Source organism: Mycolicibacterium novocastrense (assembly GCF_001570485.1).
Classification (GTDB): Bacteria; Actinomycetota; Actinomycetes; order Mycobacteriales; family Mycobacteriaceae; genus Mycobacterium; species Mycobacterium novocastrense.
The window spans coordinates 55817-74601 of sequence record NZ_BCTA01000028.1 but is presented as its reverse complement, the minus strand read 5'-3'; the positions used below and the strand labels follow the sequence as shown (position 1 = coordinate 74601).

Annotated in this window: 21 protein-coding genes and 1 other RNA gene; 11 read left to right on the top strand and 11 right to left on the bottom strand. The window is 68.4% G+C overall.

Annotation, left to right across the window (positions count from 1 at the left end; genetic code table 11):
* Positions 1-146: 146 nt before the first annotated feature.
* Complete coding sequence (gene panB / locus RMCN_RS10970) at positions 147-1010, top strand: 3-methyl-2-oxobutanoate hydroxymethyltransferase (RefSeq protein ID WP_067389083.1); 864 nt, start codon at positions 147-149, stop codon at positions 1008-1010.
* Here panB and RMCN_RS10965 read toward each other — a convergent pair.
* On the bottom strand, positions 1007-1786 hold the full coding sequence (locus tag RMCN_RS10965; RefSeq protein ID WP_067389081.1) for an enoyl-CoA hydratase/isomerase family protein: 780 nt from the start codon (positions 1784-1786) through the stop codon (positions 1007-1009). The two genes, panB and RMCN_RS10965, sit on opposite strands and share 4 nt — an antisense overlap.
* Positions 1787-1861: 75 nt before the next feature.
* Between RMCN_RS10965 and RMCN_RS10960 the strand changes: the two genes are divergently transcribed.
* The gene (locus tag RMCN_RS10960; RefSeq protein ID WP_067389079.1) at positions 1862-3343 is read left to right on the top strand and encodes a CYTH and CHAD domain-containing protein; all 1482 of its coding nucleotides are present in this window, start codon (positions 1862-1864) and stop codon (positions 3341-3343) included.
* A 13-nt stretch (positions 3344-3356) separates the two neighbouring features.
* Here the strand turns inward: RMCN_RS10960 and rnpB are convergent.
* Positions 3357-3776: RNase P RNA component class A (gene rnpB, locus RMCN_RS10955), an RNA gene on the bottom strand.
* A gap of 59 nt (positions 3777-3835) precedes the next feature.
* Between rnpB and RMCN_RS10950 the strand changes: the two genes are divergently transcribed.
* From RMCN_RS10950 to RMCN_RS10940, 3 genes are read left to right on the top strand one after another with little or no spacing between them, the layout of a single operon-like run.
* The gene (locus tag RMCN_RS10950; protein ID WP_064416431.1) at positions 3836-4273 is read left to right on the top strand and encodes a helix-turn-helix domain-containing protein; all 438 of its coding nucleotides are present in this window, start codon (positions 3836-3838) and stop codon (positions 4271-4273) included.
* Between the two features lie 27 nt (positions 4274-4300).
* On the top strand, positions 4301-4738 hold the full coding sequence (locus RMCN_RS10945; RefSeq protein ID WP_067389078.1) for a VOC family protein: 438 nt from the start codon (positions 4301-4303) through the stop codon (positions 4736-4738).
* A 5-nt stretch (positions 4739-4743) separates the two neighbouring features.
* Positions 4744-5232, top strand: a complete 489-nt coding sequence (locus RMCN_RS10940; RefSeq protein ID WP_067389077.1) for a methyltransferase family protein — start codon at positions 4744-4746, stop codon at positions 5230-5232.
* A gap of 409 nt (positions 5233-5641) precedes the next feature.
* Here RMCN_RS10940 and lpqN read toward each other — a convergent pair whose 3' ends face one another.
* Positions 5642-6331 (bottom strand): envelope biogenesis lipoprotein LpqN, encoded by a 690-nt coding sequence (lpqN, locus tag RMCN_RS10930; protein WP_067389075.1) that lies wholly within the window; start codon positions 6329-6331, stop codon positions 5642-5644.
* Between the two features lie 128 nt (positions 6332-6459).
* Positions 6460-7947: an HNH endonuclease signature motif containing protein gene (locus tag RMCN_RS10925; RefSeq protein WP_067389074.1), complete on the bottom strand. Its 1488-nt coding sequence runs from the start codon at positions 7945-7947 to the stop codon at positions 6460-6462.
* Between the two features lie 126 nt (positions 7948-8073).
* On the opposite strand from RMCN_RS10925, the gene RMCN_RS10920 reads away from it, so the two are divergent.
* Positions 8074-8790 (top strand): 2OG-Fe(II) oxygenase, encoded by a 717-nt coding sequence (locus RMCN_RS10920; protein WP_067389073.1) that lies wholly within the window; start codon positions 8074-8076, stop codon positions 8788-8790.
* Positions 8791-8793: 3 nt separating this feature from the next.
* Here RMCN_RS10920 and RMCN_RS10915 read toward each other — a convergent pair whose 3' ends face one another.
* Together RMCN_RS10915 and RMCN_RS10910 are read right to left on the bottom strand one after the other, a co-directional pair.
* Positions 8794-9420 carry a class I SAM-dependent methyltransferase gene (locus RMCN_RS10915; RefSeq protein ID WP_067389072.1) on the bottom strand — a complete coding sequence of 209 codons (627 nt, stop codon included), beginning with the start codon at positions 9418-9420 and terminating at the stop codon, positions 8794-8796.
* Positions 9407-10363, bottom strand: coding sequence for an NAD(P)/FAD-dependent oxidoreductase (locus RMCN_RS10910; protein WP_067389070.1), 957 nt, complete (start codon positions 10361-10363; stop codon positions 9407-9409). The genes RMCN_RS10915 and RMCN_RS10910 overlap by 14 nt, the downstream gene beginning before the upstream one ends.
* A gap of 46 nt (positions 10364-10409) precedes the next feature.
* Here RMCN_RS10910 and RMCN_RS10905 point away from each other — a divergent pair, with 46 nt between their 5' ends.
* Positions 10410-10979, top strand: a complete 570-nt coding sequence (locus RMCN_RS10905; RefSeq protein WP_064416440.1) for a type II toxin-antitoxin system RelB family anti-toxin — start codon at positions 10410-10412, stop codon at positions 10977-10979.
* On the opposite strand, the gene RMCN_RS10900 is transcribed toward RMCN_RS10905, so the two are convergent.
* From RMCN_RS10900 to cobC, 4 genes are read right to left on the bottom strand one after another with little or no spacing between them, the layout of a single operon-like run.
* Entirely contained in the window at positions 10976-12064 is a 1089-nt protein-coding gene (locus tag RMCN_RS10900; RefSeq protein WP_067389068.1) for a bifunctional RNase H/acid phosphatase, read from the bottom strand. The two genes, RMCN_RS10905 and RMCN_RS10900, sit on opposite strands and share 4 nt — an antisense overlap.
* Positions 12061-12798, bottom strand: a complete 738-nt coding sequence (locus RMCN_RS10895; protein WP_067389066.1) for a zinc ribbon domain-containing protein — start codon at positions 12796-12798, stop codon at positions 12061-12063. Before RMCN_RS10895 ends, RMCN_RS10900 begins: the two co-directional genes overlap by 4 nt.
* 2 nt (positions 12799-12800) lie before the next feature.
* Positions 12801-13919, bottom strand: coding sequence for a Nif3-like dinuclear metal center hexameric protein (locus RMCN_RS10890; RefSeq protein ID WP_067389064.1), 1119 nt, complete (start codon positions 13917-13919; stop codon positions 12801-12803).
* The gene (gene cobC / locus RMCN_RS10885; RefSeq protein WP_067389062.1) at positions 13916-14938 is read right to left on the bottom strand and encodes an Rv2231c family histidinol phosphate aminotransferase CobC; all 1023 of its coding nucleotides are present in this window, start codon (positions 14936-14938) and stop codon (positions 13916-13918) included. Before cobC ends, RMCN_RS10890 begins: the two co-directional genes overlap by 4 nt.
* A gap of 64 nt (positions 14939-15002) precedes the next feature.
* Here cobC and RMCN_RS10880 point away from each other — a divergent pair, with 64 nt between their 5' ends.
* From RMCN_RS10880 to RMCN_RS10870, 3 genes are read left to right on the top strand one after another with little or no spacing between them, the layout of a single operon-like run.
* Positions 15003-15674, top strand: coding sequence for an HAD-IA family hydrolase (locus RMCN_RS10880; protein ID WP_067389472.1), 672 nt, complete (start codon positions 15003-15005; stop codon positions 15672-15674).
* Entirely contained in the window at positions 15667-16161 is a 495-nt protein-coding gene (locus RMCN_RS10875; RefSeq protein ID WP_067389060.1) for a low molecular weight protein-tyrosine-phosphatase, read from the top strand. The genes RMCN_RS10880 and RMCN_RS10875 overlap by 8 nt, the downstream gene beginning before the upstream one ends.
* On the top strand, positions 16161-16988 hold the full coding sequence (locus RMCN_RS10870) for an SURF1 family cytochrome oxidase biogenesis protein (protein WP_067389058.1): 828 nt from the start codon (positions 16161-16163) through the stop codon (positions 16986-16988). The genes RMCN_RS10875 and RMCN_RS10870 overlap by 1 nt, the downstream gene beginning before the upstream one ends.
* Here the strand turns inward: RMCN_RS10870 and RMCN_RS10865 are convergent.
* Positions 16942-17916: a cobalamin biosynthesis protein gene (locus RMCN_RS10865; RefSeq protein ID WP_067389056.1), complete on the bottom strand. Its 975-nt coding sequence runs from the start codon at positions 17914-17916 to the stop codon at positions 16942-16944. The genes RMCN_RS10870 and RMCN_RS10865 overlap by 47 nt on opposite strands.
* Before the next feature lie 36 nt (positions 17917-17952).
* Between RMCN_RS10865 and RMCN_RS10860 the strand changes: the two genes are divergently transcribed.
* The gene (locus RMCN_RS10860) at positions 17953-18780 is read left to right on the top strand and encodes an oxygenase MpaB family protein (RefSeq protein WP_067389054.1); all 828 of its coding nucleotides are present in this window, start codon (positions 17953-17955) and stop codon (positions 18778-18780) included.
* The last annotated feature ends 5 nt before the right edge of the window (positions 18781-18785 follow it).

Below are 18785 nucleotides of genomic sequence, written 5' to 3'. Positions count from 1 at the left end.
CCCGGCGACGGCGCGTGTGAGCAAATCCACTCAACAGGCCTTTTAACATCTCGCGCACAGAATGGCAGACTGGAGGGCGTCAGCGAACCCGGGGACCGATGTCGGCCTCGAGGATTCGACCCGACCCACCCAATTGGGGGACAACGATGTCTGAGCAGACCGTCTACGGGACTGCCTCGCCCGCTCCGCGGACCTCCGCCGAACTGTCCGCTCCGCGGACGAAGACGCGGACCTTACACCTCCAGAAGTGGAAAGCCGAAGGCCACAAGTGGGCGATGCTCACCGCCTACGACTACTCCACCGCCCGAGTGTTCGACGAGGCAGGAATTCCGGTGCTGTTGGTCGGCGATTCAGCCGCCAACGTCGTCTATGGCTACGACACCACCGTGCCCGTGACAATCGATGAGCTGATTCCCCTGGTACGTGGCGTCGTCCGCGGTGCGCCGCACGCGCTGGTCGTGGCCGACCTACCGTTCGGCAGCTACGAGGAAGGCCCTCGCCAAGCGTTGTCGACGGCGACCCGGTTCCTGAAGGAGACCGGTGCGCATGCGGTCAAGCTCGAGGGCGGCGAGCGCGTGGTCGAGCAGATCGCGGCGCTGAGCGCGGCCGGGATTCCGGTCATGGCGCACATCGGCTTCACCCCGCAGAGCGTCAACGGGCTGGGCGGCTTCCGGGTCCAGGGCCGCGGCGACGCCGCCGAGCAGACCATCCACGACGCCATCGCCGTGCAGGAAGCCGGCGCGTTCTCAGTCGTCATGGAGATGGTGCCCGCCGAACTGGCCACCCAGATCACCGGCAAGCTGACCATCCCCACCATCGGGATCGGCGCGGGCGCGAACTGCGACGCACAGGTGCTGGTGTGGCAGGACATGGCGGGCATGACCAACGGCAAGACCGCCAAGTTCGTCAAGCGCTTCGGCGACGTCGGCGCCGAATTGCGCCGCGCCGCAGAGCAGTACGCCGATGAGGTGGCCAGCGGGGTGTTCCCCGCCGACGAACACTCCTTCTAGGCGAACTCGGGCTTGCGCTTGGCCAGGAAGGCGTCGACGCCCTCTCGGCCGTCGCTGGAGACCGCGCGTGCGGCGATCAGCCGTCCCTCGAGTTCCATCTGCTCTTCGAGCCCGTTGCCGAACGTCCCCAGCAGCAATTGCTTGACCCCACCGTTGGAACCGGCCGAGGTGGCCGCCATCTGATCCGCCAGCTTCGAGGCCCGGTCGGCCAGTTCGGCGTCGGGGACCACCTCGGTCACCAGCCCCCACTGCGAGGCCTCCTGCGCCGTCAGGCTCCGGTTGGTGAGCATGAGTTCCTTGGTCTTGGTGATCCCGACCAGCCGCGGTAGGTAGTAGGAGGCGCTCCCGTCGGGGCTCAGCCCGACGCGGGTGTAGGCCATCGTGAACGATGCCGACTCAGCGGCCAGCACCAGATCGCCGGTGACCGCGAGTGAGAACCCGGCGCCGGCCGCGGTGCCGTTCACCGCGGTGATCACCACCGCGTTCATCCGGGCGAACGTCGAAATCGCGCGGTGCAGATCGTCGGCGACGCCCTTGAGGTGCGCGCCGCGGTCCGGCGCCGACGCGAAGTCCTTCAAATCACCACCGGCGCAGAAGAACCGGCCGGACCCGGTGAGCACCACGACCTTGGTCGAATCGGTGTCGCACCGCTTGGCCGCGGCGGCCAGCTCACGAGTCATAGTGCCGTTCATGCCGTTTGCGGCATCCGGCCGATTCAGCGTGATGCGGGCGATGGCGCCGCTCTGCTCGAAGGTCAGCGTTTCGTATTCGGTCACAGGGCGACACTATCTTCTCTGTGCTCGGGCTCCGTTGCCCCGTGTTCACGTACGTGTGGCAATCTGTCTCGCACCATGGGTAAATCCAGCGACAAGGCGACGCGGCACCTCGAGGTCGAGCGCAAGTTCGACGTCGGCGAGTCGACCGTGTCGCCGTCGTTCGAAGGGCTGTCAGCGGTCGCCAGGGTCGAAGGATCGCCGGCTCACCACCTCGAAGCCGTCTACTTCGACACCCCCGATCACGACCTCGCGACGCGGCGCATCACGCTGCGCAGACGCACCGGTGGACCCGACGAAGGGTGGCATCTCAAACTTCCCGCCGGCCCGGACGCCCGCACCGAGGTCAGGGAGCCCCTCGGCGACGAGAACGAGGTGCCCGAGGCGCTGCGCGACATCGTGCTGGCGATCGTGCGCGACCACCCCTTGCGCCCGGTCGCGCGCATCTCGACCCGGCGCATCGTCAACATGCTCTACGGCCCCGAGGGGAGGCCGATCGCGGAGTTCTGCGACGACCAGGTGACCGCGTCGGCCGAGCCCGGCGGTCCGGAGCAGGCGTGGCGCGAATGGGAACTCGAACTGACGGACGGTGCCGACCGGGAACTGCTCGACCGGCTGTCGAACCGGCTGATCGATGCCGGCGCCGAACCCGCGGCCAGCGGTTCGAAGCTGGCGCGCGTGCTCGCGGAATCCTCTGCGCCGGATGACGCAGTGCGACCGACCGACGCCGTGCACCGGGCGGTGGCCGAACAGGTCGACCAGCTGATCGAGTGGGACCGTGCGGTGCGCGCCGACGTGCCGGACTCGGTGCACCAGATGCGAGTCACGACGCGCAAGATCCGCAGCCTGCTGCAGACCTCCCGGGATGCGTTCGGCATCTCCGACGACGCCTGGATTCTCGACGAGCTCAAGCAGCTGGCCGGGATTCTGGGAGTGGCGCGCGACGCCGAAGTGCTGGGCGAACGCTACGAGGAGGCCCTCGATGAGCTGCCAGCGGAATTGGTCCGCGGCCCGGTGCGCGAGCGGCTGGTCGACGGGGCCAAGCGCCGCTACACGGCCGGACTGCGCCGGTCGCTGATCGCGATGCGTTCACAGCGTTACTTCCGGCTGCTCGACGCGCTCGAGGGGCTGGTGGCCGCGGAGCCGGCGCTATCGCAGGACGAGGACGAGCGCACACAGGCGACGATCGACGCGGCCTACAAGCGCGTGCGCAAAGCGGCGAAGAACGCGGCCGCCGCCGAAGCCGACGAGGACAAAGACGAGGCATTGCATCGAATCCGCAAGGGCGCCAAACGTCTTCGCTATACGGCCGCCGCGACCGGCGAGTCCAAGGTCTCGGATCGGGCCAAGAGCATTCAGTCGCTGCTCGGCGACCACCAGGACAGCGTCGTGAGCCGGACTCACCTGCGCCAGCAGGCCGATGTCGCGCACGCCGCAGGCGAGGACACGTTCACCTATGGTCTGCTCTTCCGGATGGAGGAGGAACTCGCGCACCGCTCGCGGGAGCAGTTGGACGGGGCACTCAAGAAGCTCGCCAAGGCGGTGCGCAAGGCGCGGTGACTCGGCCAAGGGGCGGATGAGTTGGCCTGTAAGCCGGATTCTGTCCCGCGCCACCGCGGCTGACCGCGGCGGCGAGGTGGCGACCATCCATCTGGACACACCGTCGCCGGGTGCCTCGAGCGGCCTACCCGCAGGCTCGGGCGAGCAACCCTCGGACGCCTGCGCGGCCGCAACCAGGTTGCGGCCTTCTTGGCCTTGCTTCGGGTGGGGTTTGCCTAGCCACTCCGGTCACCCGGAATGCTGGTGCGCTCTTACCGCACCGTTTCACCCTTACCTCCCCCGAGTCCGAAGACCCGGTGGTGGCGGTCTGTTTTCTGTGGCACTTTCCCGCGAGTCACCTCGGATTGCCGTTAGCAATCACCCTGCTCTGTGAAGTCCGGACTTTCCTCGAAACCCAGGTGAACCTGGATCCCGCGGCCGCCCAGCCAACTCATCCGCGGGTTCAACGTACTGTGTGCCGCCGCTGTTCCGCGAGTTCGACATACTTGGCGCATGGCGCAGGTGCCCCCGGCGCGCTATCTGCTGCGCGCCAAGGATCTGGTCGACGCCCGGTACGCGGAGGCGATCACCGTCGACGACCTCGCCGCGGCCGCCGGGCTGTCGCGCGCGCACTTCAGCAGGATGTTCACCCGCACCTTCGGCGAGACACCGCGGGCTTACCTGCAGACCCGTCGCCTCGAACGCGCCGCGGCGCTGCTGCGCTACACCGACCGCTCGGTCGCCGACATCTGCGTCATGGTGGGGCTACAGAGCGTGGGGTCGTTCACGACCAGCTTCGCCCGCGTGTACGGGCTGCCCCCGGCCGCGTACCGCGCGAGCCTGCCACCCGCGGCCATCCATGCCCGGATTCCGAGTTGCATCCTCAAACGCGACACCCGACCGCCCGCCGACAGTCGGGTGCGCAAGACAGCACACGGGGAGAAGACGTAGAAAGCCGCCCGGCCGTAGCGTCGAGCCATGATCAAAATCGCAAGCGCCCACCTGTGGGTACACGACCAAGAAGCGGCACTGAGGTTCTGGACCGAGAAGGTCGGTATGGAAGTGCGGCAGGATGTTTCGCTGCCCGATGTCGACGGCATCTTTCGGTGGCTGACCGTCGGCCCGCCGGGTCAGGACGACGTGTCGATCGTGCTGATGGCCGTGCCCGGTGAACCGGTCATGGACCCGCCGACCCGTGAGCAGGTGCTGGACCTGACCGCCAAGGGATTCGCGGGCACGGTGTTTCTCACCACCGAGAACTGCCAGGCCTCCTATGAGGAAATGCGTTCGCGCGGAGTGGAGTTCACCGAGGAGCCCCACGAGATGCCCTACGGCATCGACTGCGGGTTCCGCGATCCGTCGGGCAACAGCGTGCGCCTGACCCAACTCGCGGACATCTCGGCCATCACCGGATAGCGCACGTGCGGATCACCACCGCCGCGCTCGTCTCGGCCGCTTTCTTCGTGGTCGCCCCCGGCACGTTCGTCGGTCTCGGCCCGTGGTTGGTGACGCGCTGGGACCTGTCGGATGCGCCCGCGTGGCGTGTGGTGGTGGGCGGGATCCTGGTCGTGCTCGGCCTGATCCCGCCCGTCCACGCGTTCGTCGAATTCGTCAGGGCCGGTGGCACACCCATGCCCGTCGCGCCGACCGAGCGTCTGGTCGTGACCGGGTTCAACCGGTTCGTCCGCAACCCGATGTACGTGGGCCTGTTGATCGCGATCCTCGGCCAAGCGGTGCTTTTCGGCAGCCTGTGGCTCGTGCTGTACGCCACGATCGGCTGGGTGGTCACCGCGTCGTTCGTGCGGTGGTACGAGGAGCCGACGTTGGCGCGGACCTACGAGGAACAGTACGAGGCGTATCGCGCGAACGTTCGCGCGTGGATTCCCCGGCTGAGGCCGTGGACGGGCTGACCGGAGTGTTGCGGCAGGTGTCAGCGGTTGCGGCAGGTGTCAGCGGTTGGGCCAGGTCGTGCGCGGTGCCGGTCCCCCCGGCGGCGCGGGTTTGATGTTCGCGCCCGGGACCTGTGAATTCTGCCAGGCCGCTATGCACAGTCCGATCCTGCCGGGTTTGCACCAGCCGCCCGTGCCCGAGACCCCCAGTGAGGTCTGGGACTGGTCCCAGCACACCCCGGTGCGCTGGTCCCACACCTCTCCGGCCGTGCATTGCGCGTTCGCCGGCGGCGCGGTCAACAGTGAGGTCGACAAAAGCACGGCGCTACACACCGAAGCCAGTAAGAGCACTGGAGCCGTGTTCCGGAACTTCATATCGATGCGTCTCCGTCGGTAAGCGGGTCCTTTGGGTATCGGATGGTGCGGGCGGTCATGACGGCGGGGTGATAGTCGTCTGCTCATCGATCACCTTGATGGCGTCGAGTACCGCGTTCTGTTCGGCCTCGAGACTGTCCGCGTTCAGTTGTAGGACGAACACACCGTCCGTCGCCGGCACGACGACCGTCCTCTGTGCGACGAATCGCTTCTGCCCGTCGTTCATGAACGTGCCTGCGTACGAAAGGGCATCGAAGCCACCGAATTTGCCCCTCGCCGGTTCTGCCAACGGCTTGAACTCGGCCATATCGTCCAACTGCTCCGGGGCGTATTCAAGGATCTTCGCCTGATCTACGTTGCCGGTCAGCTTCGAGGCGATCGCGTACATGTCCGGCGGGTCATTCGGATCCTTCGGGCTGTCGTAGACGATGGCGCCGTAGGCCCATTCCGGCGTCGCCTCACCCGCGTCGCTCCATCCGGGCGGGATCGGGAAGTTGAAGGTCGGGGTTCCGGGTTCGCCGGGTTTGATCGGTGTCTCCGCGATATCGCTCTCGGTGACGTACTCGTTGATCGTGTCGTCATCGTCGTCGGGCGGCGGGCTGGGTGCGGCCGTCGTGCCGGTCTCGCTAGTAGCCGAGGTCGTCGTCGTGGCCGCCGTGTCATCACTCGAACCACAGCCAACGAGCCCTAGGCTCAGAGCAATCGCCAACAGGCCCGCCGTCGTCGCTACAGGGAGGTTCTTCATCGACTCGCTGTCTCCTACGGTCCTTGGTCCAACCACAGAGGATTGATCTTGAAGGGCAGCTTAGAGACGTGGCTACCGGAAATTGGCTACTTCGTGAATTTCGACGGGGCGAGCGCACGGCTCGCCGCTCAGAAGGGTGGCGGTTTGTAGTTCGCGGCGAGCCACGCTTGGCGTCGTTGCTCCTCTTCGGCGATCAACTCGCTCCGACGTCGCCGTTCGGTGTTGATGCGGTCACGGCGGTCCTGTTCGCGGGTTTGCCTGCGCCGCGGCATCATCGCCATGCGGTCGGGGTTCTCCGGCGGAGGCGTGCCGACCTCGAGCGCGCCGGTCGATTGTCCGAGCGTGGGAAACATGCTCGCGCCGTGGGGTTCCGACCGGTACACGTGTCCGGTCGGAGCGGTCAAAACGATTGTGCCGTCGGACAATTGCTCTTCTCGCCAGCCACCAGGGCCGGTATAGAACGTCTTGATCAGATGATGAATGCGGCAGTAGTGCTTGGTGTTCGACGGATGCGTCGGGCCGTAGGGCCACGGCACCGTATGGTCCACATCGCAGCCGGCCACCGGCTTGTCACAGCCAGGCCAGCGACACGTCAGGTCCCGCCACTGCAGGAACTCGGTCAACTTGGCGCTGGGTCGATACCCGGCGCTCGGTCGTGCGCTCGCGCTGGTGCGATCCCCCGCGCTGGGGCGATCTCCGGTGTTTGCACCGGCATTGCTGGCCGGCACGCCCACCGGCTTGAGTTCGGCGTGACGCGCCAGGTTGCGCACCGACTCGGCGGGCAGCACCCCGAAACCGCGTAGATATCCCGGCTTGTCGCTGGTTCCATCGACGGTGGCTTGTTCGGCCAGAAGATGAATCACCGCTGCGGACGCCGCGGCACGCTCGGTGCGCGCGGAACAGTCGTCGGATCCACACCGGCACGCCAGCGTGGCCTCGAGCCGCGCCAGCGGACCGCAGGCGTCGGCGCGACGCTGGGCGACCGTCCGCGGATCGTTCTCGCACACGGTGTCCGCCAACGCATCCAACCGTGCAGTCAACGCCGCACCGTCTTCGGCGCGCAGCCTGCCCGCGAGAAACGCCAATCCGGCACAGTCGGCGGGACTGACGTCGACGTAGCGATGCTTATCGGCTTCCGGCGGCACTCGGACCGCGGCCGGATCGAAGTCGGCGATGAACATATCGATGCGGTCACGCAGCTTGGGCTTCGACAGCTTCATCCACTTCTCGACCCGCCAGGCCAACGCCTCGTCCAGGCCCACCATGACGTCGTCGTCGACATTCTCGGTGCGCGCGACGATCGTTGAGACCATCCGGTAGTCGATCATTCCGCGACAGAACCGTCTGAGCACCTGCGGCAACCGATCCCGCAGCGCGATCGCGACCTGGACCTGACCGACCGCGCGGGCATGGCTGATGTTCTGCACCGGCGCGATCTCCGCCGCCACCGCGGCGATCGCATCGGCGACGTAGAAGCGCGACTCCACCATCTCCGGATTGCGCCGGGCGAACAGCTCGCCCACTAGTTGCAGCCGCCTTCCCATGGCCGCCGACTCCTCGCGCGCCTCTTCACACATGAAGGTGATCAGATCGGCATCCGAAGGTACTTCGAACATACTTTCGATACTACTCGCACCCCCGACAATCTGAACGCCGAACCAGCGCCCTGTGGATGAATTCCCGCTTGGGGATGACCTCACAGAATGTCGCCCCGCGAGCGTCTTCTGGGTATGCAACGCCACATGGCGCATACGCGATGGCACACTCGCGTCGACGCCGCCGATTGGGACGCCGTCGTCACCGAACTCGACGCGACCGGCGGCGCCCTGCTCCCCCGGCTCCTCACCAAGCGCGAAGGCGCGACGCTCAAGCGGCTTTACACCGCCGACGAGTTGTTCCGTTCCACCATCGACATGGCTAGGCACCGGTTCGGCGAAGGCGAGTACCGGTATTTGCGCGAGCCCTACCCCGAACCAGTCGAGGCGCTCAGGCAGGCGCTCTATCCGCGACTGCTGCCCATCGCGCGCGATTGGTGGAAAAAGTTGGGCCGTCCCACGCCGTGGCCGGACGACTTCGGCGACTGGCTCGAAATGTGCCACGCCGCAGGCCAGACGAAGTCGACCGCGCTCATGCTCAAATACGGCCCGGGCGATTGGAATGCACTGCACCGAGACCTTTACGGCGACTTGGTGTTTCCTCTGCAGGTTGTGATCAATCTCAGCGAGCCGGGCGTCGACCACACTGGCGGCGAGTTCTTGCTGCTCGAACAACGCCCCCGCGCTCAGTCCCGCGGCACCTCCACACTGTTGCCGCACGGGCACGGCTACGTCTTCACCACCCGAGAGCGGCCCGTGCGATCGGCCCGCGGTTGGTCCGCCGCGCCGGTGCGCCACGGCGTGTCCGTGGTGCGCTCAGGTGAGCGCTACACGCTCGGGCTCATCTTCCACGACGCCGCGTAGCACCTACCGGCGGCGCAGCACGATCACGTTGTCGGACCACAGAGCAGGCTCGCCGTCCGGTGTGGTGACCTCACGCATCGGCGTGCTGATCTGAGCCGGTTCCCATTCGGAGTCAGGCAGATTCAGCGCGGCGACGACCTCCTCGGGCGGTGTGAACGTGTGGTGGTGATCGTGGAGTTCGGATAGCCACGGCGGCGGTGTGCCGTGATCGACGATGAGCAGGAGCCCACCGGGCCGGACCGCCTGCGCGGCCGCCCTGAAGATGGCTGTTCGGTCAAGCGGGAATGTGGAGTGCAGGAACTGCGCGTTCACCAAATCGAATTCGCCCTCGGGGAAGCTGTGCGACAGGTCGTGCTGCTGAAAGTCGATCCGGTCACCGACCCCGCGCGTTACGGCATCGGTCGCCGCACGACGCAGGGCGGTTTCGGCGATGTCAACGGCGACGACCCGCCATCCCTTCTCGGCGAGCCACATCGCGTCACCGCCCTCACCGCTACCCAGATCCAGCGCGACGCCGGGCTCCAGGTCCGACCCCACCTCGACGAGACGGACGTTGGCCCGCCCGCTCCAGATGCGGTTGCGTTCGCTATAGCGTTCTTCCCAATGCTGTTTGGCGTCAGGCGACGACATGTCGGCTCCCTTCCTGGACAACCGCTGGAAAATACTCTTCGATCAGGCTCTGCACGACAGCGGCGGCCGCCGCCGAACCGGCCGCCACCGCGGCGGCCACCTGCGGCATCTGGGCGACCAGGTCGCCGGCGGCGAAAACCCCGCCCGCACTGGTGCGATAGAACGCATCGACGTGAACCGGATTGTGCGCGACGGGCGTCGACTCGCCCGAGGTGGCGCCGAGCTGTTCGGCCAGCGACGAGCGTTGGTGAAGCGTCGTCGCGACCAGAATGCCCGTCCGGGGCAGCCAGCTGCCGTCGGCGAACACCACGGCCTCCAGATTCCCATCGGCACCAGACAATTCGGCCACCGCCCGTTCGTCCACCGTCACACCCGCAGCCGTCAGCCGTTCGCGCTGTGCGCCATCGAGATCGCCGGGACCATCGGTGAGCAGAATGACGTCGTCGCTCCAGAGACGCAACAACAGCGTCGAGTGCACCGCGCGCTCACCACGCGCCAGCACGGCCAGCGGCTGATCGCGAACTTCCCAGCCGTGACAGAACGGGCAGTGGAAAGCGGACCGACCCCACAACTGCGCCAGTCCGGGAAGCGCCGGCGGCCGGTACTCCATACCGGTGGACAACACCACCCTCCTGGCCCGCTCGATCCCGCCGTCGTCCAACCGCAGGACGAACAGTTCGTCGGCGCGCTCTCCGCCGGTGACTTCCGCCGTCCGCACCTCGACCGACGGATAAGCCGACAACTCTTGGCGCCCCAACGCATACAGTTCCGCCGGCGGCCGGCCGTCGTGACCCAGAAGCCCGCCTATCCCGTGCGCGGGGAGGTTGCTCTGGGCACCGCCGTCGATCAGCAGTGTGCGACGACGGGCCCGGCCCAGCACCAGCGCGGCACTCAACCCGGCGGCGCCGCCGCCGACGACGACGCAATCCCAAATTCTGTCCATGCGACCACCTTGCAGCCGTCGCGAGAAACTGCCAAGCTTCCTTGCCATGCAGGCAAAAGACGACGGTGTCGACGCGCGGGTGCGACGCAGGCTGCGCGAACTGCGCACCCAGCACGGCCTGACGCTCGAGGAGGTGGCCCGACGGTCGAACATCGACGTCTCGACGCTGAGCCGACTGGAGTCCGGCAAGCGCCGCCTCGCCCTCGATCACCTACCGAGACTGGCCGCGGCGTTGTCGGTGAGCACCGACGAACTGCTGCGTGCACCGGAAGCCGAGGATCCGCGCGTGCGTAGCGGATCCCATACCGCACATGGCATCACGTACTGGCCGTTGACCCGCCAGGCCGCCGGCGGCCTGCACGCCTTCAAGATCCGGATCAGCGCCCGCCGGCGCAACCCGCCCGCCGAACTCCCGGTGCACGAAGGCCAGGACTGGATGTACGTGCTGTCCGGTCGGCTGCGGCTGATTCTGGGCGAACGCGACTTCACAGTGAAACCCGGTGAGGCCGTGGAGTTCTCGACCTGGACGCCGCACTGGTTCGGCGTCGTGGACGGTCCGGTCGAGGCGATCACCATCTTCGGACCGCACGGCGAGCGGCTGCACCTACACGACTAATCCAGGTAGGCCGTCTGATTGACCAAGCGCACCGACGCCGCACCGTCGGGATAGAACTCGGCAATCGACAGCGACGCGAGATCGAGGTGCAGCCGGAACAGGATGTTCGGGCCACCGTCGAGCGCCATCCGCAGCAGTGTCTTGATCGGCGTCACGTGCGAGACCACCAGCACCGTCTCCCCCGCGTGCTCGGCGAGGACCCGTGCCCGTGCCCTGGCGACCCGCTGCGCGGCGGCATCGAAGCTCTCGCCGTCCGGTGGCGCCAGCGAGGTGTCGCGCAGCCAACGCCGGTGCAGGTCTGGGTCGCGTTCGGCCGCTTCGGCGAACGTCAGCCCCTCCCAGGCCCCGAAGTCCGTCTCGATGAGGTCGTCGTCGACGGCCACGTCCAGGCCGAGCACCTTGGCCGCGGCCGCCGCGGTGTCGTACGCGCGCTGCAGCGGTGACGTGACAACCGCCGCGACACCCCCGCGCTGTCCGAGATAGCGGGCGGCGGCTTCGGCCTGACGACGCCCGAGTTCGGTCAGCGCCGGGTTCCCCCGCCCGGAGTATCGGCGGTCGACCGACAACTCGGTCTGACCGTGGCGCAGCAGCAGAAACCGCGTCGGCGCACCGTGCGCACCGCTCCACGCAGTGGGGTTGGAGGCCTGGTGTGGCTTGGGCTCCTCGACGGCCGAGGGCATTTCGGCCGCGGCGTCCATGGCTTCGTTGGTCAGCCGGTCGGCATGGCTGTTCTCCGCACGCGGAATCCACGTGTAGGTGACCCGGTCGAATCGGGCGGCGAGCGCCGTGGCCTGCTGATGCAGGACTGCGATGTCCGGGTGCTTGACCTTCCACCGGCCCGACATCTGTTCCACCACAAGCTTGGAGTCCATCAGCACGTCGACCTCCGTGGCGCCCAGGCTCGCGGCCTCGCTCAGACCGGCGATCAGCCCGCGATACTCGGCGACATTGTTGGTGGCGTGGCCGATCGCCTCCTTGCTCTCGGCGAACACGGTTGCGTGGTCGGCCGACCAGACCACCGCCCCATAGCCCGCCGGTCCCGGGTTGCCGCGCGAGCCACCGTCCGCCTCGACGATGACCTTCACGCGCCGGAGCCCTTGACGCGCAACAGGATCGCGCCACATTCGGGGCAGCGAAGCACCTCGTCGTCGGCCGCCGCGGAGATGCGCGCAAGCTCACCCTTGTCGATTTCGATGCGGCACGCCCCGCATCGACGGCCCTGCAGTTGTCCGGCCCCCGCGCCGCCGCGGGCGCGCTGCTGCTCGTAGAGCCTGACCAAGTCGGGGTCGAGTGTCGCGACGAGTTCGTCACGGCGCGACAGGCTCTGGTGACGCTGCTGATCCAGTTCGGTACGGACGTCGTCGCAGGCGCTCTGCGCGGAACCCAGCTCGTTCTGCAGCTCGTCCATCTTCGCGAGCGCGGCATGCTGATCGCGCTGCAGTTCCTCGCGTCGCTCCATCACCTCGAGTTGAGAATCCTCCAGCGCCGCTTGCCTGCGCTCCAGGGTGTCGAGTTCGTGCTGCAACTCGGTGAGCTGTTTGGCGTCGACCGAGCCGCCCGAGAGCAGCTTGCGGTCACGGTCCTCGCGCTGGCGGACCGAATCGATCTCGGATTCGAACTTGGCGATCTGGGCGTCGAGGTCCTCGATGGCGATCTGCAAGGCCGCCAACCGGTCGTTGGCGTCCCGATGCGCAGCCTGGATGTCCTCCAGCCGCTGCTGTTCGGCGAGGTTCTTCAACCGATGCTCCAGCCGAGCAAGGGAGGCATCGAGTTCGGCCAACTCGAATAGCGACTGTTGTTGAGCTACTTCAGCTTTCATGCTCATCTCTCGACATTCCATGGATCGGTGCGCACGCTTGACACCCGCACGGGTAGCGCTTCACCGAAGTGGGCGCTCAGCAGGTCTGCGGCTTGGCGGCACCACGGGTACTCACTGGCCCAGTGCGCGACGTCGACAAGCGCGACCTGCGAAGCGCGTCGGTGTTCGTCGGCGGGATGGTGCCGCAGGTCCGACGTCACGTACGCGTCGACGCCCGTGCGGGCGACCAGGCCGAGCAGCGAGTCACCCGCACCACCGCACACCGCGATCCGCGACACCTCCGCGTCGGGGTCACCGGATGCGCGCACCCCCCACGACGTGGCGGGCAGCGCTTCGCGCACGCGAGACACGAACGCCGACAGCGGTTCGGGACGATCCAGCACGCCGATGCGTCCCAGCCCGACATTGCCCGGAATCGGCGCCAGCGTGAAGACGTCGAAGGCGGGTTCCTCGTAGGGATGCGCGCCCCGCATCGCGGCCAGCACGTGCCCGCGCAACCGGGCGGGGGCGATGACCTCCACCCGGTCCTCGGGGACGCGCTCGATGGATCCGACACTGCCGATCGCCGGGGCCGCGCCGTCGTGCGGCAGGAACTGCCCGGTGCCCGTCGTGATCCAGCAGCAATGCGAATAGTCGCCGATGCGCCCGGCGCCCGCGGCGAACATGGCTTCCCGCAGCGACTCCGAATTCTCCGCGGGTACGAACACGACCCACTTGTCCAAATCCGATTCCGCGGTCGCCGGGGCCAGCACCTCCTCGACGGTCAGGCCGAGGGCTTCGGCCAGCGCGTCGGAGACGCCGGGCGAGGCCGAATCCGCGTTGGTGTGCGCGGTGAACAGCGCCCGGCCGCTGCGGATGAGCCGATGGATGAGGGCCCCCTTGGCGGTGCTGGCCGCCACGGTGTCCACGCCGCGCAGCAGCAGCGGATGGTGAGCCAGCAGCAGACCGCGGTCGGGCACCTCGGCGATGACCTCGGCGGTCGCATCGACGGCCACCGTGACCGTCTCGACGGCCTCCGAGGGGTCGCCGCAGACCAGGCCGACCGAATCCCAGTCCTGCGCCAGCTCCGGCGGGTATGCCGCCTCCAGCACGTCGATGATGTCGGCCAGCCGCGCGCTCACCGCAGCACCTCGGCCATCGCCTCGACCAGCACGGGCCACTCCGGACGTACCGCCGCGCGCAGGAACTGACCGTCGAGCCCGACGAACGTGTCGCAGCGACGCACGGCAATGCCTCTGCGGTCCAGGTGTTTTCGCATCAACTCGGCATCCGGGACACAGAACAGGACGAACGGGGCCGAACCGGTGACGACATGCAGGCCGATGCTAGTCAAGCCCGCCACCATCTCTGCGCGCACCTCTGTCAGCCGCCGGGCGGCACGGTCGGCCTCGGCCACCGCCTCGGGCGTACTGCACGCTGCGATGGCTTCGAGTTGCAGCGTGCCCAGCGGCCAGTGGGCACGCCGTGCGGTCAACCGCGCCAGCACGTCGGGCGCACCGAGGGCGTAGCCGACGCGCAGCCCGGCCAGCGCCCACGTCTTGGTCAGGCTGCGCAGGACGACGACGTTGGGTAGGGCCTGGTCGGCGAGCGATCCGGGCTCGCCGGGAATCGCGTCGGCGAACGCCTCGTCCACCACCACGATGCGCCCGGGCCTGCGCAGGGCGAGCACCTGCTCGCGGGTGTGCAGCACGCCGGTCGGATTGGTCGGATTGCCGAGGACGACGAGGTCCGCGTCGCCGGGCACCGCGTCCGGGGTCAGTGTGTACGGCGCTTCCAGCACCACGTGAACGAAGGGCACCCCGGCCGCCGCCAGTGCCGCCTCCGGTTCGGTGAACGACGGCGCGATCAGCGCCGCGCGTCGCGGCTGCAGGTCGGCCAGTCGCGCGAAGCCCTCGGCCGCCCCAGCGAGCAGTACGACCTCGTCGACGGCGCGGCCGTGCCTGGCGGCGACCGCGTCGAGCGCGCGCTGCGCGTCGGCCGCGCTCGGATACCGGGCGAGGTCGGACAACCGCGCCGCGAGCCGGTCGACCAGCCAGGACGGTGGCTCATCGGCGCGGACGTTGACGGCGAAGTCCAGCATCCCGGGGACCACGGCCTGATCGCCGTGGTAGCGCGCGGCTGCACGCGACGGACTCACCACATCACGACCCTAGTGCGCTGGCTGCGGAGGTTCTGCGATCGGGGAGAATGGGGCCGTGACCGACATGCTGGCCTCCACGACCACGGCGACCCGCCCCCAATTGGTGATCTTCGACCTCGACGGCACCCTGACCGACTCCGCGCAGGGCATCGTCTCGAGTTTCCGCCATGCCCTGGGGTCGGTCGGCGCCGCGGTGCCCGACGGAGACCTGGCCAGCATGATCATCGGCCCACCGATGCATCACACCCTGCAGGGCCTCGGCCTCGGCGACCGCACCGCCGACGCCATCGAGGCATACCGCGCGGACTACCGGACCCGAGGATGGGCGATGAACCGCGTCTTCGACGGCATCCCGGCGCTGCTCGCCGATCTGCGCGCGGCCGGAGTGCGCCTGGCGGTGGCCACCTCGAAGGCCGAGCCGACCGCGCAGCGGATCCTCGCCCACTTCGGCCTGGCCGACTGCTTCGAGGTGATCGCGGGCGCCAGCGTCGACGGTTCGCGCGCACGCAAGGTCGACGTCGTCGCCCACGCGTTGGCCCAGCTGGACGACATCCCCGAACGCACGCTGATGGTCGGGGACCGGTCGCACGACGTCGAAGGCGCCGCCGCGCACGGTATCGAGACGGTGGTCGTCGGATGGGGCTACGGGAAGGACGACTTCGACGGGCCCGGCGCCGTTGCCGCCGCCGCGCACGTGGCGTCGGTCGCAGACCTGCGTGAGGTGCTGGGTGTCTGAACCTCTGCACGTGACGTTCATCTGCTCGGGCAATATCTGCCGGTCACCCATGGCCGAGAAGATGTTCGCCCATCAGATCTCCGAGCGCGGTCTGGGCCACGCGGTGCGGGTCACCAGCGCCGGCACCGGCGGTTGGCACGCCGGCGAGCCGGCGGACCGCCGGGCCAGCCACGTGCTGCGCGAGCACGGATATCCGACCGCGCACCGCGCCGCCCAGGTCAACGAGGACCACATGTCCGCCGACCTCGTGATCGCGCTCGGCCGCAACCACGTTCGGATGCTCAAGGATGTGGGTGTGCCCGCCGAGCGGATCCGGATGCTGCGCTCGTTCGACCCGCGCTCGGGCGCCCATCCGCTGGACGTCGAGGACCCCTACTACGGCGACCACGCCGACTTCGAGGACGTGTACGCGGTCATCGAAGCGTCGCTGCCGGGCCTGCACCAGTGGGTCGACGAGCAGCTGGCCGGCCGGGGGATCGCCAGCTGATGCGCCGGTGGTCTTTCCTGCTGCGGCCGTCATGGCTGGCGCTGTTCGTCGTGGTGGCCGCTTTCGCGTATCTGTGTTTCACCGTGCTGGCGCCGTGGCAGTTGGGCAAGAACACCCAGACCTCACGGGAGAACGCGCAGATCGCGCACTCCCTGACCGCCGAGCCGGTCCCGGTGACCTCGCTTCTGCCGAACCAGGATTCGGCGGCGCCGGACGACCAGTGGCGCCGGGTCACCGCGACCGGACGCTATCTCCCGGAGGCTCAGGTGCTCGCGCGGCTGCGGATGGTCGAAGGCGAACCCGCCTTCCAGGTGCTGGTCCCGTTCGCCGTGGACGGTGGGCCGACCGTGCTCGTCGATCGCGGATACGTCCGGCCGGTACAGGCTTCCGGGGTGCCGGAGATCCCGCCGGTGCCCGACGGCACGGTGACGATCGCCGCGCGGTTGCGCGACAGCGAGGGGCTGGTGCGAGACAAGGAGCCGTTCCGGCAGGACGACATCCAGCACGTGTACTCGATCAACACCTCGCAGATCTCGGCGATCACCGGCGTCCCGCTGGCCGGTTCCTATCTGCAACTGGAGGGCGATCAGCCCGGCGGGCTGGGCGCGATCCCGCTGCCGCATCTCGACGCCGGACCGTTCCTGTCCTATGGCATTCAGTGGATCGCGTTCGGCATCATCGCACCGATCGGGCTCGGCTACTTCATCTACGCCGAACTGCGCCAACGCAGGCTGGAGAAGGCTGCGCGGGAGGCTGCGCAGACGCGCCCCGACGCTCCGCTCACGACGGAGGAAAAGCTCGCCGACCGCTACGGCCGACGGCGCTGAGCGCGATCGCCACCCCTGCGGCGGCCAGCTGAACCGCCCGCGACAACCGCACAGCCCTGCGCAGGTCGGCCACCTGCGGCGGCGGGCCGTCGCCGAGCGTCGGCCGGATCTCCAGTTCGTGCGCGTATTGAGTGGGCCCGCCGACCCGGACCCCGAGTGCGCCCGCGAAGGCGGCCTCCACCACACCCGCGTTCGGACTCGGATGGCGGCCCGCGTCGCGCCTCCACGCACGCAGCGCCGCGACGGGAGAGCCGCCCACCACGGGCGCACACACGGCGACCAGCACCGCGGTCGCCCGGGCGGCGGAATGATTCAGCAGGTCGTCGAAACGCGCTGCCGCCCAACCGAACCTCCGGTATCGAGGTGACTTGTGGCCGATCATCGCGTCGAGGGTGTTCGCACCGCGATACACCAACACCGCGGGCACACCCCCGAGGGCGACCCACAGCAGCGGCGCCACGTGGGCATCGGAGGTGTTCTCCGCGACCGACTCCAGCGCCGCCCGCGCGAGGCCCGCCTCGTCGAGCACGGCGGGATCGCGGCCACACAGCGCGGGCAGCAGACGTCGCGCGGCGTCGACGTCACCGTGGTCGAGATGGTGCGCCATCTGCGCTCCGGTGCGGGCCAGGGAGGTCCCGCCCAGCGCGACGAACACCGTGGCGGCCGTGGTGACCGTGGCCGCGGCGGCGCCCCGGCGCAGCGACGATCTGTCGGCCGCCATCCCGAGCAGTGCCAGCGCGCCGAGCAGGGTCGCCGTGTGCAGGACGCCCGCCGCTCGGGTGTCGGCGTAACTGCGCCCCTCCAAACCGGCTGCCACACTGCCGAAGAGCGCCACGGGATGTCCGCGCCGAGGGTCGGCGAACAACGAATCCGCGACACAACCGGCGGCGATCCCCACCACACGCGAGCGTGACGTCGGCGCAAACACTTCGCGAGCGTCTCACAAGGTGATCTACTCGGATGCATGAGGTTCGGGCCACCGCGTCGGCCGAGACGCGTCGTCGACTTGCTCAATCCGGCTGCGGTGCTGGCACCGGCGGCCAACGTGATCATGCAGCTGGCCTCCCCCGGCGTCGGCTATGGCGTGCTGGAGAGCCCGGTCGACAGCGGCAACGTCTACAAGCATCCGTTCAAACGGGCGCGCACCACCGGCACCTATCTCGCGGTGGCGACGATGGGCACCGAGGACGACCGCAGGTTGATCCGCGAGGAGGTCGACCGCGTGCACGCGCTGGTGCGGTCCACCCCGTCAAGCCCGGTGTCCTACAAGGCTTTCGACCCCCGGTTGCAACTGTGGGTGGCCGCCTGCCTGTACCGCTACTACATCGACCAGCACGAGTTCCTGTACGGACCGCTCGACGACGAAGCGGCCGATGCGATCTATCTCGACGCCCGAAAGCTCGGCACCACGCTGCAGGTGCGCGAGGACATGTGGCCGCCGGATCGCGCCGCCTTCGACGAATACTGGAAGCGCTCGCTGGACGAACTGCGCATCGACGAACCCGTGCGTGAACACCTGCACGGGGTGGCGGCGATGGCGTTCCTGCCGGCTCCGCTGCGGCTGCTCGCCGGCCGGTTCAACCTGTTCGCCACGACGGGGTTCTTGCCGCACGAGTTTCGTGAGCACATGCGGTTGCCGTGGTCGGCGCGCCAGCAGCGCAGGTTCGAGGCGCTGCTGACCGCGCTTCGTGTCGCCGACCGTGTGATCCCCCGCGACGTCTGGATTTTCGGCTACCGGCTGTACCTGTGGGATATGCGGGCCCGGGCGCGGCGCGGCAGACGCGTTGTGTGAACCGA